Genomic DNA, 16,570 nt, shown 5'->3' with positions numbered 1-16,570 from the left:
GAAAAGATATTGTCATTTTAAATAATTTGTAAAGTTTACTTCTGTTTGGGAGGCACCAACATTGGATAAAGAAGATTATGAAAAAATGGTAAACTTAACTCCACAAATTTTATATATGGCTTACTTTGACGGTAAAATTGAATATGCAAACCCAGCCTTTAATAATGTTTTTGGCTATAGTAATGGTGAAGTAAAAGAGTTAAATATATTTTCTATTATACATCCAGATGATAAAAACAACCTAAATAATACATTATTATTAGCTCATAAAGAGCAACAAGATATTGTAAATTTAGAATTTAGATATAAGTGCAAAGATGGCAATTTCAAATGGCTTTCATGGAATATAAAATTTGAGTGGGATAAAGGAATTATCTATGGAGCTGGCCGTGATGTGAGTAATAAAAGGGACCTTGAGCAAACGGTATATGAAAGCAATGAAAAATTAAATGCAATTATTGAAAATATATCTGAGGCATTATTCATCTTTGATAAGGATGGTAACTACACTACATTAAATAAATCAGCCAGGGATATATTCCCTTCTACAGTTGATAACTTTAGTAGCCTAGGCGCAAGTCTTAAAGATAATAAATATTATGATATTTCCGGAGATTTAATTGCCCATGAAGATATGCCAGGTTTTAGAATATTAAGAGGTGAGAAAATATCAGGATATAGAGTAATGAAAACTAATAATACTAGTATTACTTTTTATGATATAAATGGTATTCCTATTTATGATGATAAGGGAAACTTCATTGCCGGAATACAATGTTTGAATAATGTTACAGAAAATGTATTGCATGAAAAAATACTACAAAGCCAGTTTGACCTTCTTCACAAGACCATAGATACCCTAGATTTACCCTTTATAAGATTATCCTATCCTGATTTTAGCATCACAGACATTAATCAAAAAGCATTAAATATTATAGAGGGATTAAATCCTAAAATGAACTCTATTGATATTGTTAAAGGACGAAATTATACAGATATTATTACAGAGTTTGATAAAACTGATGTTTTTTATCATTTTCAAATGATTAAAGACAAGAAAGAAACATCCTATATAAAATATAAGGAGTTAATTATATTCGGGGAGAAAACATTTGTAAATGTATTATATCAGCCAATACTTGGCCTGGAGGGTGACATCAAACAAGTAATAGCAATTATACTTGATATAACTAAAGAAACTAGAGCTAAACTTCAACTAGAAAAGAACTTGAAAATGCAGGAAGAATTTTTTATAAATATTTCCCATGAGATTAAGACTCCTTTAAATGTTATTTTTAGTACCACTCAATTATTTGACTTATATATGAAAAATAACTCATTAATAGAAAATCAAGGTAAGCTTGAGAAATATATTAAGGTTATAACTCAAAACTGCAATAGACAATCAAAATTAGTTAATAATTTAGTAGATTTATCCAAAATTCAATCTGGTTTTTTTAAGTTACATATGTCCAATACAAATATAGTTAGTGTTGTTGAAGAAATTGTTCAATCTGTATCTGAATATGTTGAAAATAAAGGATTAAAGATCATTTTTGATACCGACATTGAGGAGAAAATTATTGCTTGTGACCCTACTAATATTGAAAGAGTTATGTTAAATCTTATTTCCAATGCAATTAAATTTTCTATGCAGGGAGATGAAATATTCGTAAATGTACACGATAAAGTCCATAGTGTTGAAATATTTGTAAAAGATACGGGTATAGGGATTGAGAGTGCTTATTTAGATGTTATATTTGAAAGGTTCAGGCAGGTTGATAAGTCATTATTTCGAAATGTTGAAGGAAGCGGTATAGGTTTATGCCTTGTTAAGTCAATTGTTGAACTTCATGGCGGAAGTATTAACCTTGAAAGTGAAATAGGAAAAGGTAGCAAATTTACAATAGAATTACCAAACAGAATAGTATCAGTACCCTCTGACACAATTGAAAATAAAAGTATAAAAAGTGACCTTCAAACAATTAACATTGAGTTTTCTGATATTTATTCATGATATCTTAGCATGTAAATTTCACAAGCTACATGCTACAAAAACAAGCCAATATTAAAATTTATTTATATTGGCTTGTTTTTTATTTAGTAGAACTAATATCTTTTACTTCTAGTTAGAACTCTCAGCATCATTTTTTGTAGAATTATCACTCGTTGCTCCGCCAACGCTACCACAGGTTTTTGAGCTATAATCCCCCCAGTAATCATTCTTCGGTATTTTTACCCCCATAAGCTGAGCTTGCTCAGTTTTATTTTTGGCATTGTTTATCTTTTCATTCATAAAAACACCATCCTTTTATCATTTATTATAGGATAGCATTTGCCATTCGCTATTAATCTATGTAAGTTATATTTTTTCATTATCAAAAAAAACACCGATGCTAATCATCAGTGTTTTTGCAATGTTATATATATTAATTATAACTCTATAACTGTGCCCATATGCATTTTTAAAGCACAATTATAAATATCATATGCAGTTACAACATCCATAACAGCTATACCTACTGTTTTATAAATGGTGATTTCATTATCATTTTTTCTTCCTTCAATCATTCCTAGCAGAACTTCCCCAATTTCTCCGTCTATTCTGCTTTTATCAATAATACCTTTATTTATTGGTATTATAAGATCTCCTGATTCTGAAAGAACTGCATCTTTAGAATCAACAAATACTTTGTCTGCATTCTTTATTGTATATTCATCTATTTCCTGCATAACCGGAGTATATGAACCTACTGCATTTATGTGAGCACCCTTTTTTACAAATTTCCCATCAATAACAGGCATTTTTGAAGTTGTTACAGTTGTTATGATATCTGCATTTTCAATAGCTTCCCTTGTTGTTTTTGCAACGCTTATTTCTGTGCCGAATTTAGCAAATTTTTCAGACATTTTTGTACAAAACTCCTGAGCCCTTTCTAAATTCATATCAAATATTTTTACAGAATCTAGATTTCTTACTGTTAACATTGCTTCTAATTGGCACTCAGCTTGTCCACCAGTACCTATAAGAGCACCTTTTTTAGCATCCTTAACTGCAAGCATATCAGTGGCAGCACCGGAACCTGCTCCTGTTCTTAACTGAGTAAGATATGTTCCATCCATTATGCAACAGACATCACCAGTTTTTCCATCCATTAGTATCATTTTTGCCGGTACTGAAGGCATTCCTTTTTCAACATTCTTTGGGAATACAGAAACTATCTTTATCCCTATACTATCTATGTCTTCCACATAAGCGGGCATAAACAAACTTTGACCTGACAATTTTGGAATATCAATATTTGTTCTTAATGGAACCACACTTTTATTCTGTGAAAATAATTTAAAAGCAGTTTTATCCGAATCAATTGCATTTTTCATGCTGAAAATATTTTCTATATCATGTTTTGTAAGTACTAACATTTTGTACCTCCTGTGTTTTTATTTAAACTAACCTTTAAAAATATCTATTAATAAAAAAGCAGTTTTATATTAAAAGAGATTTTTCGATGATATCTAGATTTTCTCGAAAATATCTCTAATATTACCTGCTGATTTCTTAAGTTCTTCATTATCGGAATTATTGACTGATTTTATAAGTTTAAGACAATAAGCATCATGTTTCACATATTCCTTAGCCATAAAAACCATTGCATAGTTTTGGGTCCAAATAACCTCACATATCTTATTGTTTTCTATGCAGCCAAATAATACTTCATTTGAATCGGAAACTATAGTAACCCATCTTCCAGGAATATCTTTAAGTTTTTCACTTTCGAACCCATGCTTATATAGAATGTTCAAATCAACATCGTATTTCTGACCTGCACTGTACAAAATAACCAGGGGATCTATTTTTTTTGATTCTAATAATTTTAATCCATCAAAAATTTCATCTATATCTTCCCGCCAAATCTGAATAAAAAGTTCTTTTTTTGTATTTTTTATAATCTCTCTACACTTATCAAAAATATTATTGTACCCTTTTATATGCCAAATAAAATCCATATTTATACTTTTGTCATATTCTAAAAGTTCACTTTCTATCTCTTCAAGTAAAGAATTATAGTTATCTTTCTTTTTTGATATTAGTTCCTTTACAGGAATACAGGTGTAATATTTAGGATTTTCGGATTTTGAACAAATTGAAAAATTCTTCCGAACCAAGTTTTCAAGTACCGCATATACTTTCGACCGTGCTACCCCAGATATTTTACTAATTTGATAACCCGTTGAAGGACCATTCTTTAGGAGCTCTACATAAACTTTCGCTTCAGAATCATTTAATTCAAGCGACTTTAAAAGTAAAATTATTTTTTCCATAAACTAGTCTCTCCTTTAAAATAGTAGTTACCTATGGTGACTATCATATAATATTGATGAAAATATGTCAATAAAAAAATGAGTAGCGATGTTCCATAGTAATTTTAGATATTATAAAAATATTATATTGACGCGTCAAAGACCCGATGAATAAATCTTATATTTATCCAGCGGGTCTATAGCCTTTCGTAAAATCTATATATAAAATAACCTTAGCGTTACTTGCTAAGCTTTCTAAAAAACTCTCACTGTAGTTACATTTTCAGTTAATATTTTCATCTAAAATATATGCAGCAAAAGTTGTTTCTGTTTTTGGATCATAATATATAGATAACACTATTCCATCATATTTAAAATTACTATATGCAAAAGTGGTACGTTCTTCCACAGCTTTTCCAAATACACTCTGAAAGCTACCTATTTTACTACCAAGTTTTGCACCATTAAAATCGATATCCTTGTTATCAATGTATATCTGTTCTACTGGTCCATTCCCATAATTTTTAAACCAAACTCGAATATCTAATTGTGAAAACTCCAATCCCCCATCATCGATAGTAGTTGCTTTCTCTCCAAGCTTTGCTATAAGTTCTTTTTTTCTTAAGCCTATCAATTTAATATAGTTTTTAAAACTGATATTTTTTTCAGGGGTTTCTTTAGCACTTTGAACTGTTTGTTTAGAACGTGGATTATTACCTTTAGTCATAGCCTTTGATGTGTATGCCACGGTGAATAATATTAATAATATCACTATGGCTAATTCAGCTATTTTTCTCATAAAATCGCCCCTTCTAATAAGCTTATCTAATAATACTTATTATATGGGATGTTCTCCACCACTTTGTATCAAATCAATGTCAATTTTACTACAAAATGGTTACAAAACTACTTAATTATCATTTTGTTGTTCCATAATAAACAACCATAACATTAGTAAAGCCAGGCTTACTTAAAATGCTGGCAAAGTAGCCCCTTTGTATAATTCTTGTATAACCTTCTTTGTTTCATCTGTTTGGTATGCCTTAACTAACTTTTTTAATGTTTCATTGTCTTTATCTTTAGTTTTTACAGCAATTATATTAAAGTAATTTTTTACACTTTCCTTTTTAACATCTTCAGTATAAATAGAATCTTTTAGTGGTGAATAGCCTGCATCTACTGCCACACCATTATTTATAGCAGCAATGTCTACATCCTGTATTGATCTTGGAATTTGAGTAGCAACAAGTTCAATTATCTTAAGATTTTTTTTATTTTCTATAATGTCTTTTACTGTAGGAGTTATACCTACTCCATCCCTTAATTTAATTAATCCCGCTTCTTGAATTAATATAAGTGCCCTTCCACCATTACTTGCATCATTTGGAATAGCAATTTTGGCTCCATCTTTAAGAGTTTTTATATCCACAACTGTTTTAGAATATATTCCCATAGGTGCTAAAACAGTATTCCCTATTGATGTAAGGTCTAATTTATGATCTGCTTTAAATTTGTTAAAGTAACCTATTGTTTGAAAGGCATTTGCATCAATTTCCCCATCATTTAATGCTTGATTAGGTCTTATATAGTCGCTAAAATTTACTAATTGAAGATCAATATTTTCTTTAGCTAATTTTACTTTTATCTTATCCCAAAGCACATGTTCATCTCCTGTGACACCCAATTTAATTACTTGTTTTTTGGTTGGTGTATTACTTGGCGTAGTACTTACCCCTTTTGAACTTCCACAGCCTACTAAAGCAGTTATTGTAATTAACGCCACTACTGTTAATACTGATATTTTTTTTATTATCATAATAAATCCCCCTTTATTTTGAAGATAGTGTTAACACTATCTTTGTTTTAATTTTAATGACTTAATTTTTTTAGTATAAATTCTCCAAAACTTTGTATTGAAGTTACCAATACAAGAAGAATTAATATTGTTGCCACCATTATATCTGTTTTAAAATATTGATAACCGTATCTGATGGCGAAATCACCTAAGCCCCCTCCACCAACAGTTCCAGCCACTGCAGAGAATCCAATCAAACTTACAGTAGTAATTGTAAGTGCATATACAATTCCAGGAAGCCCTTCTTTAAGTAAAACTCTATATATTATTTCAAAAGAACTTGATCCCATGGCCTGAGCTGCTTCTATAACTCCTTTGTCAATATCCAAAAGTGCTGATTCAATTTGTCTTGCCACAAATGGAATTGAACCAATAACTAGTGGGACTAAAGCCCCTTTCATTCCAATAGTAGTCCCCACCACAAGACGAGTAAAAGGTATTATTGCAGCAAGTAATATTACAAATGGTATTGCTCTGAATATATTTATACTTTTACCCACCACATTGTAAATTGCGCTATTCTCTAAAATATTGTCTGGCCTTGTAACTACTAAAATGATTCCTAAAGGAATTCCTATAAGTGTAGAAATAAATCCTGATATGCTCACCATCCCAATAGTTTCCCATAATGCTTTTATCATATCAGGAAATAATCCCACTACGTTTGGCAGGTAATTCACTAAAAACTGCTGCATGCTTTATCACCTCTACATTTATATTATTTTCTTCTAGGTATTTTATTGATTCTACTATTCCCTCCTTAGTTCCGCTAAATTTTACAATCAAATTGCCAATAGGTATATGTTGAATAATTTCAATATTCCCAAACAAAATACTGGCATCTATTTTAAATTTTCTTGAAAGTTTAGAAATAAAGGCTTGACCCGTCTTTTGTCCCACAAATGATATTTTAGCTACGCTTTCCCCTGCTTCAAATTCTTCATGGCATAGGAAATCATATATCTTATCATAATTAAAAACAGTAGATATAAATTCTTTGGTTATTTCAGCTTTTGGATTCGTAAAAATATCAATTATCCCTCCACTTTCAACTATTTGTCCGGCTTCCATTACCGCAACTTCGTGACAAATTTCTTTTACCACTTCCATTTGATGGGTAATGATTACTATGGTTAAACCTAGCTTTTCATTAATTTCCTTTAGCAATTTTAAAATTGATGCTGTTGTCTGAGGATCTATTGCAGATGTTGCTTCGTCACACAATAAAACCTGTGGATCGTTTGCTAGAGCCCTGGCTATAGCAACCCTCTGTTTTTGTCCCCCACTTAATTGTGATGGATATGATAAAACTTTATCACTAAGCCCAACTAATTCTAGCAGGCTTAAAACTTTCTGTTTTTTTTCTTCCTTGGTATAGATATTTCCCTTAAGTGGATATGCAACATTTTGAAATACGTTTCTACTGCTCATTAAGTTAAAATGTTGAAAGATCATACCAATTTTTTTTCTGCTTTTTCTTAGCTCTTTTTCAGGTAACTTAGTTAATTCTTTATTGTTAACCATAACCTGTCCACTAGTGGGCTTCTCCAATAAGTTTATACAGCGTACTAATGTACTTTTTCCTGCTCCACTGTACCCTATTATTCCAAAAATTTTACCCTTTTCAACATGTAAATTGATTTCTTTTAATGCTTCAACTGTTCCCTGTTTATTTACATAAACTTTTCTTACTCCTTTAATCCAAATCATATTTCCCCTCCTTAAATTATCATCTTACCAACTGAAATACCGCTAAAAATCTCAATAAAAAATCCCCTTCTTTTCAAAAAGAAGAGGATAAATACATAAAAAAACCCATAGAAGGGTTGACTTTTAATAGTACCTTCACTCATCTTTCAGAAGCAATGTTCTGATGGACTTAGCACCTTACATGCAAATAATAACATGTGGTTGCTGAAACTTCATCGGGCCAATCCCTCAGTTTCTCTTGATAAGAATAATTATTAAATTTTTATTTATGCAATTTTTGATTGCTTGAGATTCATTATACTTACTACTTTTATAAATGTCAACAATAAATTCAAAACATTTTTTACTGTTGACAATATTAAATAAAAGCCTTATTATAACTTTTAAACAACTTAATAACAAATTTCTTATCAAGAGAGGTGTAGGGACTGGCCCTTTGAAACCTCGGCAGCGGGTCCTTTTAGAATACTGTGCCAATTCCAGCAAAATGATTCTTTAAAGATAAGACGGCTATATTTAAACTATAAATTAACCCTCTTCTTTTCATAGAAGAGGTTTTTTTGTTTAAATTGAATTAACTACTTATTTCACAATCATTTTGCAATTGAAAATTCTATTTTTTAGTATACCCCAAAAAAATAATAGGAGGAGATTTTATGCAATTTACTTTAGGAAAAATCAACAAATTAAAAGTGGCAGTTTTATCAAACATTGAAGCCAACAAGAAAAATTACATAGAAATAAGTCACAAGATCCATGAAAAACCTGAAATAGGAAACCAAGAATTTTTTGCTTCTAGTATCCTTATTGAAACCTTAGAAAAACAGGGATTTACTATAGAAAAAGGAGTAGCTGGTCATGCAACTTCATTTATAGCGAGAAAGTGTTCCAAGGAAAAAAAAGGTGCAACTATTGGTTTTTTAGCAGAATATGATGCTCTTCCAAACCTTGGGCATGCTTGTGGTCATAATATTATTGGTGCCACTAGTATTGCTGCTGCTATTGCTCTATCAAAGGTAATAGATGAGTTAGGTGGTCAAATAGTAGTTTTAGGTACTCCTGCAGAAGAAGGAGGCGAAAATGGAAGTGCAAAGGCAAGCTTTGTAAACCATGGTTTGCTTAAAGGCATAGATGCTTGTATAATCGCTCATCCTTCAAGCAGAACTTGTATTACAGGTGATTCACTATGTGTAGATCCATTAGACTTTGAATTTATAGGCAGACCCGCTCATGCAGCTGCTTGTCCTGAAAAAGGTATAAATGCACTAGATGGTGTTATACAATTATTTAATGGAATAAATGCCTTAAGACAGCATTTAACAAAAGATGCACGTATACACGGCATTATAACTCATGGAGGAGATGCTCCAAATATTGTTCCTGAATATGCTAAAGCAAGATTTTTCATTAGAGCTGCCACCCGAAAAAGTTGCGATGTAGTAACAAATAAAGTTAAAAATATAGCTAAGGGCGCCGCTCTTGCTACTGGCTGCTTGGTTAATATTATTGCTTTTCAAAACAAGGTAGATAATATGCTTAAAAATAGTGCCTTTGATGATATCTTTGTAGAAAACTTGAAATTTTTAGGATTTGATTTAGATATACAAAATGCATCTGGTATAGGCTCCTCAGATGTAGGGAATATAAGCCATATTGTTCCAACAATTCAGCCAACTATTAAAATTGGACCTGACACTTTAGTGGGTCATACTAGTGAATTTTGTGATGCAGCAATATCAAAACAGGGAGATGAGGCTTTGATTCTCGGTGCTAAAGCCATAGCACTTACCGGGCTTTCCCTGTTAGCTTATGAGGATAAACTTAAAACTATAACAGATGAATTTCATAGAGCTTTAGCTGCTGAATAACCTTCCCTTACTTTTAATTTCCTGCCATATAATAAAACTATTTTAATTTCCATGTTGACACTGCTAATGTTCTAGTGTACTATTAACATATGTCACTAGAACATAGATGCACTTTCTCAAAGGAGATGGAATAATGGATACAACCTTTAATGACAAAACGCCTATATATCTACAAATTATGGACCTTATAAAAATGGACATCGTTACAGGAAAGTTAAAATCAAATGACAAATTACCTTCAGTACGGGAAATGGCAATAAATTTGAAGGTAAATCCAAATACACTTCAAAGATCCTATCAAGAGCTTGAAAGACTTGGAATTGTTTTTACACAAAGGGGCACCGGAACATTTGTTGGGGAGGAGAAAAATATGGTAGATAATTTAAAAAAAGAAATGGCAAAGGAAGTTATAGATTCCTTTATACTTAGAATGAAAAGCTTAGGCTTTACTACTAATGAAATAATTGAATCTATTTCAAATGAAACTACGGAGGTAAAACAGAATGACTAATATATTAAAATCTGAAGGAATATGTAAGTCTTACTTAAATAAAAAAGCCTTGCGAGGAGTAGACATAGAAATAATGCCTGGAAAAATTGTAGGACTTCTTGGCCCTAATGGTAGCGGTAAAACTACCTTTTTAAAAATAGCAGCCGGCATTCTTCATGCGTCTAGTGGAGAAATACTTATAGATGGTCAAAAGCCTGGTGTTTATACAAAATCTATAGTTTCATATTTACCTGATAATGAGTATCTTCTAAAGTGGATGAAAGTAAAAGATGCCGTGAGGTATTTTAAGGACTTTTATTCTGATTTTGATGAAAAAAAAGCAAAGGAAATGCTTCTATTTATGAAACTTGATGAAAATAGCAGTGTAAAAAGCCTTTCAAAGGGAATGAAGGAAAAATTAAAGCTTACCTTGGTACTTTCAAGAGCCGCAAAGCTTTATATACTTGATGAACCACTTGGTGGCGTAGACCCTACTACTAGAGAACAAATATTAAATGCTATAGTTAATAACTTTACTGAAAATAGTTCTATGATAATTACTACACATCTTGTAAATGATATAGAGCGAATTTTCGATGATGTAGCATTTATATCTGATGGAAAGGTAGTACTACAAGGCAATGCCGAAGAGTTAAGACTAGATAAGAAAAAGTCAATCGATGAACTCTACAGGGAGGTATTTCAATAATGTTTAAGCTTATAAAATATGAATTAAGATCAAATTTTTTAACCATACTTGGTAGTTGTATATCTGTTATAATTGCTAACTTATTTCTTATGACAAAGAGAGGCACCTGGGACGTTGCAGTACCTGGATTATCTGCATGCTTAATTATTGCTGCAATAATAGTAATTTTTATATCCTCATTAAAAATTATGAGTAAATACTTATATGGAGACGAAGGATACTTATTTTTTACACTTCCACAATCTGGTGCATCAATAATAGCATCCAGGCTGATAACTGCTTTAATTCAAATATCTATTGTCCTTTTTGTATCCATTTTAATGTTTAATTTTACTGTAGAAGACAAAACATTTTTTAATTTATTTAAAGATTTTAAGCTCAGTCAAGTGTTATTCTCTATAGTTGTATATATATGGAGTGTTTTTTCTTCCTTGACTTTTATATATTTCTGCATGGTTATTGGCAAAGTAGCTTTAAAAGGTAAAAAATTAGGTAAAATAGGTTCTTTCATAATTTTTATAATACTATCAATAGCACTAAGCTGGCTATCTACTAAAATTACTAGCATATTTCCTCAAACACTTAACTTTGGTGGTTCTTCAATAGCTAATAATTTTGGAGCATCTAATTCTGGTTTCTCTATTTCAGGTGGAAAATTAAATATTGCTAGTACCATATTTGATATAATTACTTTTGTAGGCTTCTTCGTAGGCACTACCTATTTAATAGATAAAAAATTAGATCTATCATAAACTCGTAATAATTTAAAACTAATATCAGGAGGTTGAACATACAAATGAAAACTATAGTACAAATTAAGAATGTTACAAAAAAAATCGGTAAAAAAGTGATAATAGATGACCTTACTTTTGACGTACGTTCCGCTGAGGTGTTTGGATTTCTCGGACCAAATGGTGCTGGTAAAACTACTACTATTAAAATGCTTTTAGGACTTATGTCTATCACTAAAGGTGAAATGTATATTGATGGAATTAATGTTGAGAAGGATTTTGAAAAGGCCATTGCTAAAGTAGGTGGGATTATTGAGAATCCAGATTTGTATAAATATTTAACAGGATATCAAAACCTCCTTCATTACTTTCGAATGTACCCAGATATAAAGAAGGAACGTATTGATGAAGTTATAAAAATTGTGGGCCTTGAAAAAACAATACACAACAAAATAAAAACATATTCACTAGGGATGCGTCAAAGACTAGGGATTGCACAAGCACTACTTAACTCTCCAAAACTATTGGTACTAGATGAACCTACTAATGGACTAGATCCTGCCGGTATTCATGAATTGCGTAATCATTTAAGAACCCTTGCAAGAGAAGAAAATGTTGCAGTAATTGTATCAAGTCACTTGCTTTCAGAAATGGAACTTATGTGCGATAGGGTTGGAATACTTCAAAACGGAAAACTGGTTAGAATCCAGGATATGAAAGAAATGCTTGAAGATGAGGTAGATTCAGTTATAGCACTAACTGTTACTCCAATTGAAAAGGCAAAAACATATTTAGAAAGTCTTAGTAGCAAATATAAACCAAAAATAAATGACAAAGAAATTGAAATTAAAGAAAATATAGAAAAGGTTCCTGAACTTGTTGAAAAACTTGTGAGTCAGGGAATTAAAATTTACGGTGTTCACAAAGTTCAACAAAGCTTAGAATCAAAATTCTTAGAAATGACAGGAGGTAATGAAATTGCGTAAGATGATAAATTTAGTTCGTAATGAAAATATGAAGCTTGCACATCACCTTAGCACATGGATAATGATGGGAATATTAGTTCTCCTGGTAGTAGCAGCTGGTCTGTTAACTAGATTTACAGGCACCCAGGCACCTAAAAGTGATTGGAAAGCAGATATAACAATTCAAAATCAGGAGCTAAAAAAATCATTGGCTGAGCCAGGAATATCTAAAAAGGACAAGGATAGCATTACAAATAATTTACAAACTAATGAATATCGTCTTAAGAATGATATACAACCAGTGCAAGGTAACTCCTTATGGGGATTTGTAGAGGGAAACAGTATGCTAATAACTTTAATCGCCCTTTTTGCCATTGTAATGGGTGGTGGAATAGTAGCCAATGAGTTTTCAGGAGGCACAATTAAACTATTACTAATTAGACCTTCAAAACGCTGGAAAATTCTACTTTCAAAATATATTTCTGTTATAGGGTATACTCTTTTAATGCTTTTGGTACTTTTAATAGTGTCATTCCTTCTTGGAGGAATATTATTTAGCTTTAAGGGGTCAGGTACACCATTCCTTACAAATTCCAGTGGAGTAGTTACTGAAGTTAATATGATATCACATATGATTTCGATTTACGGACTTCAGTGTATAAACTTACTTATGATGGTTACTTTAGCCTTTATGATTTCTTCTGTTTTCCGTAATAGTTCAATGGCTATAGGAATTGGTGTTTTTCTTTTAACTATAGCTCCGGGAATAACACGACTAATCAGTATGAAATATACTTGGGCAAAATATATTTTATTTGCAAATACGAATTTGACTCAATATGCTAATGGACAGCCATTAATTGAAGGAATGACAATGACATTTTCAATTATTGTACTTATAGCTTATTTTGTAATTTTTAATGTTATTTCATATATAGGTTTTACCAAAAGAGATATAGTAGCATAATATTTATATTACTTAAAACAGAGCTTGTCATCAAACTGACAAGCTCTGTTTCTATTTTCTTGAACAATTTACTTAAGCCTATGGTTGATAGCATGGTACAGTTAACTTGACTTTAAATAGGTCTCCATCAATTTCAATACTAAGATTTCCTCCTTGAAGCTCTAAAATGCTCTTAGCAATGGAAAGTCCTAGACCTGACCCTTCAGTATTTCTAGACTTATCTCCTCTAATAAATCTTTCGAATATTTCTTCTTTGTCAAAATCCATTTCATAAGAGGAAATATTTTTCATAGTTATAATTATTTTATAATCATCCACTACTAAATCAATATATACTCTAGTCCTGGGAAGCGAGTATTTTAATATGTTATTTATGAGATTTTCAAATACTCTCCAAGTCTTTTTCCCATCTAAATTAGCATAGACTTTTTCTTTAGGCACCTTTAACTTAAATATTAAGGATGAATTATTAATTTTCTCATGAAGCTCTGCTAATGCTTGCGAAAGTAGTGCAGTTACATCTACTTTTTCCATATTAAGTTCCACTGCGCCACTAGCCATCTTAGATGCTTCAAATAAATCATCTATAAGTATTTTAAGTCTCTGAGATTTTCTATCTAATACATCTATATACCCTTGTGCTTTTTCATTAGATAAATCTTCTTTTTTTAGCAAATCCACATAATTTATAATGGATGTAAGTGGAGTTTTCAAATCATGAGAGACATTAGTTATGAGTTCAGACTTAAGCCTTTCACTTTTTATCTCATTTTCAAGGGATTTTTTAAACCCAGCCTTCATATTATTTATGTTATGGGCTAGTTTAAAAAGATCACCTCTCCCTCTTTCTTTTATAGTATAATTAAGGTTTCCTGAAACTATTTCCTGTGTTCCTTTTAGAATACCTCCAAAAGCTTTAATTATATTAAGGGAGTAAATTAATATAAATAACAGGTAGCAAAGTACATACGCTATTGGTATTATTGCAAGGATTGAATAGTTCACTAATGCGGCAATTGCTGCTAGTATTGCTACTCCTGCCAGCAAAGTAAGTATGATAATTCCTCTTACTTTAAACTTAGTAGTTTGAGTCACAGGGCTTTCTTTCATAAAATTAGATAATTTATGGAACAAACATTTCTTTACCTCTGCCATAAATTCCTCTTTATTTCTTTTTAAATTAACTACCATCCATACATTAAAAATAAAGTAGAATATATAAAATGCTACAATAGTAAGTTTATAAATTTGCCCAAAACTATATGGCTTATAGAAAAATACCACTGTATTTAAATATACACTCATTATAAATGAATAAATTATAAATATAAGTACCTTCAAATCTAAGGGGACTTTGTTGTACCACCTTGTTAATTTCTCAGTATAAACTATTTCTTTATTGTTTTTCTTTAATATATATATTAACATTAGAAGTCCTATACTAAATGATACAGCCCCTATTATTGCTTCTTTAATAATTCTGTGACCTACAGAATTATAATAAACATAATTGCCATATATATAACTGTTTTTATCTATGTCCTGTGGAATAATAAAATATGCTTCTCCATTAGTACCTAAAGATTGATTTATTGAAACCAATTCATTATTATTCACTAAAGATTTCTCAGGAAATTTTATACTGTATAAGGCATTATTTTTTACATATAAATCTATATCTGATACATTTCCAATATTAGTATCTATAGCATTGTTTTTCCCTCTTGTTATATAGTATTTTATTATACTTTTCCCCTCTACAGCTTTTTTAACATTTTCATAGTCTTTAGTTTTATATGCAGCTATTTCCTTTTTAAAATCCTCTAAAGTTTTTGCATTCTGCTTTTTTAATTTATCAAGTTCTTTATTTTTTCCCTCTGTTAACCTACTAACAGTCTCCTTAATACCTTCTTTATCCGCTGCTACTAGCTCACTAGTATATTTACTGATTATTTCATATTCTCTGTTTCTCAAATTAGAATCATATAAGGTTTTAGATGACATTAATTCTGCTTTTGTAACTTTTTCATCATCTGACTTCTGTGAATAATTTTTATATACGCCATTTAGTGCTTGTATATTATTAAAATAACCAACTAATTCATTTTTAAACTCTGAACTAGTAAAATAGGGATCTTCTCCTAGATACTTTCTATTTTTTATAAAATCATTTGCTGACAATGCTGAGAGCCCAAACATATATACACATATAATAAAAGCTGTAATATATACATATTTATTTTTCAATTTTATATCCAATACCCCACACCACCTTTAAATATTTAGGTTCTTTCGGGTTTATCTCTATCTTCTCCCTTATTCTCCTTATATGAACTGACACAGTATTTTCCCCATTATAAAAGGCTTCTTCCCAAACTCTTTCATATATTTCTTCAATTGAGAATACTCTTCCCTTGTTTGCCATTAAAAGTTCCAATATCTTATATTCAATAGATGTAAGACTCATTTCTTTGTCTTCCACTGTTACCATTTTTGAGTCTTTATTTAATATAAGCCCACGTACATTTATCTCATTCTCACATTCTTTATAATTGCCAAGGCTCGTATACCTTCTCAGCTGAGATTTAACTCTAGCTACAAGTTCCATTGGATTAAATGGCTTTGTAATATAATCATCTGCACCTATATTAAGACCTAGTATTTTATCGCTATCTTCTGATTTAGCTGATAGCATTATTATTGGAATATTTTTACTTTCTCTGATTTTAAAGGTAGCTTTAATTCCATCCATTCTAGGCATCATTATATCCATTAATATAAGATGAACTTCCTCGGCTTTCAAAACCTCCAAGGCTTCTATACCATCTATAGCATGAAATACTGTTACACCTTCGTTTTTTAAATATATTTCTATTGCTTCCCTTATTTCATATTCATCGTCTACAATTAAAACGTTAAACTTAGTCATGACAATCACCCCTTCCCCCTATTATATATCTTAATTAAAAAACT

General features: G+C 30.8%; 16 protein-coding genes and 2 riboswitches. Of the genes, 7 read left to right on the top strand and 9 right to left on the bottom strand.

The features are described from left to right. Positions 1 to 61 precede the first annotated feature (61 nt). Positions 62 to 2,017 (top strand): ATP-binding protein, encoded by a 1,956-nt coding sequence (locus G9F71_RS05430; protein WP_164950057.1) that lies wholly within the window; start codon positions 62 to 64, stop codon positions 2,015 to 2,017. A 108-nt stretch (positions 2,018 to 2,125) separates the two neighbouring features. On the opposite strand, the gene G9F71_RS05425 is transcribed toward G9F71_RS05430, so the two are convergent. The 7 genes from G9F71_RS05425 to G9F71_RS05395 all read right to left on the bottom strand — a co-directional run bounded on the left by G9F71_RS05425 (position 2,126) and on the right by G9F71_RS05395 (position 7,867). Further along, on the bottom strand, positions 2,126 to 2,296 hold the full coding sequence (locus tag G9F71_RS05425; protein WP_164950058.1) for a small, acid-soluble spore protein, alpha/beta type: 171 nt from the start codon (positions 2,294 to 2,296) through the stop codon (positions 2,126 to 2,128). A gap of 137 nt (positions 2,297 to 2,433) precedes the next feature. Then, positions 2,434 to 3,423, bottom strand: a complete 990-nt coding sequence (locus G9F71_RS05420) for an ornithine cyclodeaminase family protein (protein WP_164950059.1) — start codon at positions 3,421 to 3,423, stop codon at positions 2,434 to 2,436. Positions 3,424 to 3,516: 93 nt separating this feature from the next. Continuing rightward, positions 3,517 to 4,323 (bottom strand): TrmB family transcriptional regulator, encoded by an 807-nt coding sequence (locus G9F71_RS05415; RefSeq protein ID WP_164950060.1) that lies wholly within the window; start codon positions 4,321 to 4,323, stop codon positions 3,517 to 3,519. A gap of 262 nt (positions 4,324 to 4,585) precedes the next feature. Next, positions 4,586 to 5,101, bottom strand: a complete 516-nt coding sequence (locus G9F71_RS05410) for a hypothetical protein (protein ID WP_164950061.1) — start codon at positions 5,099 to 5,101, stop codon at positions 4,586 to 4,588. A 171-nt stretch (positions 5,102 to 5,272) separates the two neighbouring features. Next, positions 5,273 to 6,118, bottom strand: coding sequence for a MetQ/NlpA family ABC transporter substrate-binding protein (locus G9F71_RS05405; protein ID WP_164950062.1), 846 nt, complete (start codon positions 6,116 to 6,118; stop codon positions 5,273 to 5,275). Positions 6,119 to 6,171: 53 nt separating this feature from the next. Continuing rightward, positions 6,172 to 6,852, bottom strand: a complete 681-nt coding sequence (locus G9F71_RS05400) for a methionine ABC transporter permease (protein WP_164950063.1) — start codon at positions 6,850 to 6,852, stop codon at positions 6,172 to 6,174. Further along, positions 6,800 to 7,867: a methionine ABC transporter ATP-binding protein gene (locus G9F71_RS05395; protein WP_164950064.1), complete on the bottom strand. Its 1,068-nt coding sequence runs from the start codon at positions 7,865 to 7,867 to the stop codon at positions 6,800 to 6,802. The genes G9F71_RS05400 and G9F71_RS05395 overlap by 53 nt, the downstream gene beginning before the upstream one ends. Positions 7,868 to 8,003: 136 nt before the next feature. After that, positions 8,004 to 8,115, bottom strand: a riboswitch (SAM riboswitch). A 156-nt stretch (positions 8,116 to 8,271) separates the two neighbouring features. Beyond that, a riboswitch (SAM riboswitch) is annotated at positions 8,272 to 8,375 on the top strand. A 148-nt stretch (positions 8,376 to 8,523) separates the two neighbouring features. On the opposite strand from G9F71_RS05395, the gene G9F71_RS05390 reads away from it, so the two are divergent. The 6 genes from G9F71_RS05390 to G9F71_RS05365 all read left to right on the top strand — a co-directional run bounded on the left by G9F71_RS05390 (position 8,524) and on the right by G9F71_RS05365 (position 13,597). Beyond that, positions 8,524 to 9,735 carry a M20 family metallopeptidase gene (locus G9F71_RS05390; protein ID WP_164950065.1) on the top strand — a complete coding sequence of 404 codons (1,212 nt, stop codon included), beginning with the start codon at positions 8,524 to 8,526 and terminating at the stop codon, positions 9,733 to 9,735. A 133-nt stretch (positions 9,736 to 9,868) separates the two neighbouring features. Continuing rightward, positions 9,869 to 10,246 carry a GntR family transcriptional regulator gene (locus G9F71_RS05385; RefSeq protein WP_164950066.1) on the top strand — a complete coding sequence of 126 codons (378 nt, stop codon included), beginning with the start codon at positions 9,869 to 9,871 and terminating at the stop codon, positions 10,244 to 10,246. Continuing rightward, positions 10,239 to 10,934, top strand: a complete 696-nt coding sequence (locus G9F71_RS05380) for an ABC transporter ATP-binding protein (protein WP_164950067.1) — start codon at positions 10,239 to 10,241, stop codon at positions 10,932 to 10,934. Before G9F71_RS05385 ends, G9F71_RS05380 begins: the two co-directional genes overlap by 8 nt. After that, positions 10,934 to 11,686, top strand: coding sequence for a hypothetical protein (locus tag G9F71_RS05375; protein ID WP_164950068.1), 753 nt, complete (start codon positions 10,934 to 10,936; stop codon positions 11,684 to 11,686). Before G9F71_RS05380 ends, G9F71_RS05375 begins: the two co-directional genes overlap by 1 nt. Positions 11,687 to 11,730: 44 nt before the next feature. Beyond that, a complete protein-coding gene (locus G9F71_RS05370; protein WP_164950069.1) occupies positions 11,731 to 12,651 on the top strand; it encodes an ABC transporter ATP-binding protein in 921 nt (306 codons plus the stop codon). Position 12,652: 1 nt separating this feature from the next. Beyond that, positions 12,653 to 13,597 carry an ABC transporter permease gene (locus G9F71_RS05365; RefSeq protein ID WP_224626636.1) on the top strand — a complete coding sequence of 315 codons (945 nt, stop codon included), beginning with the start codon at positions 12,653 to 12,655 and terminating at the stop codon, positions 13,595 to 13,597. 78 nt (positions 13,598 to 13,675) lie between these two features. Here G9F71_RS05365 and G9F71_RS05360 read toward each other — a convergent pair whose 3' ends face one another. Continuing rightward, positions 13,676 to 15,856: a HAMP domain-containing sensor histidine kinase gene (locus G9F71_RS05360; protein WP_318011058.1), complete on the bottom strand. Its 2,181-nt coding sequence runs from the start codon at positions 15,854 to 15,856 to the stop codon at positions 13,676 to 13,678. Then, positions 15,834 to 16,526, bottom strand: a complete 693-nt coding sequence (locus G9F71_RS05355) for a response regulator transcription factor (RefSeq protein WP_125003348.1) — start codon at positions 16,524 to 16,526, stop codon at positions 15,834 to 15,836. The genes G9F71_RS05360 and G9F71_RS05355 overlap by 23 nt, the downstream gene beginning before the upstream one ends. Positions 16,527 to 16,570: the final 44 nt, after the last annotated feature.

Source organism: Clostridium sp. FP2, from assembly GCF_011065955.2.
Lineage (GTDB): Bacteria > Bacillota > Clostridia > Clostridiales > Clostridiaceae > Clostridium_AD > Clostridium_AD tagluense.
Note: the sequence above shows the minus strand (reverse complement) of the source record. Positions and strands in the feature narration are given on the sequence as shown.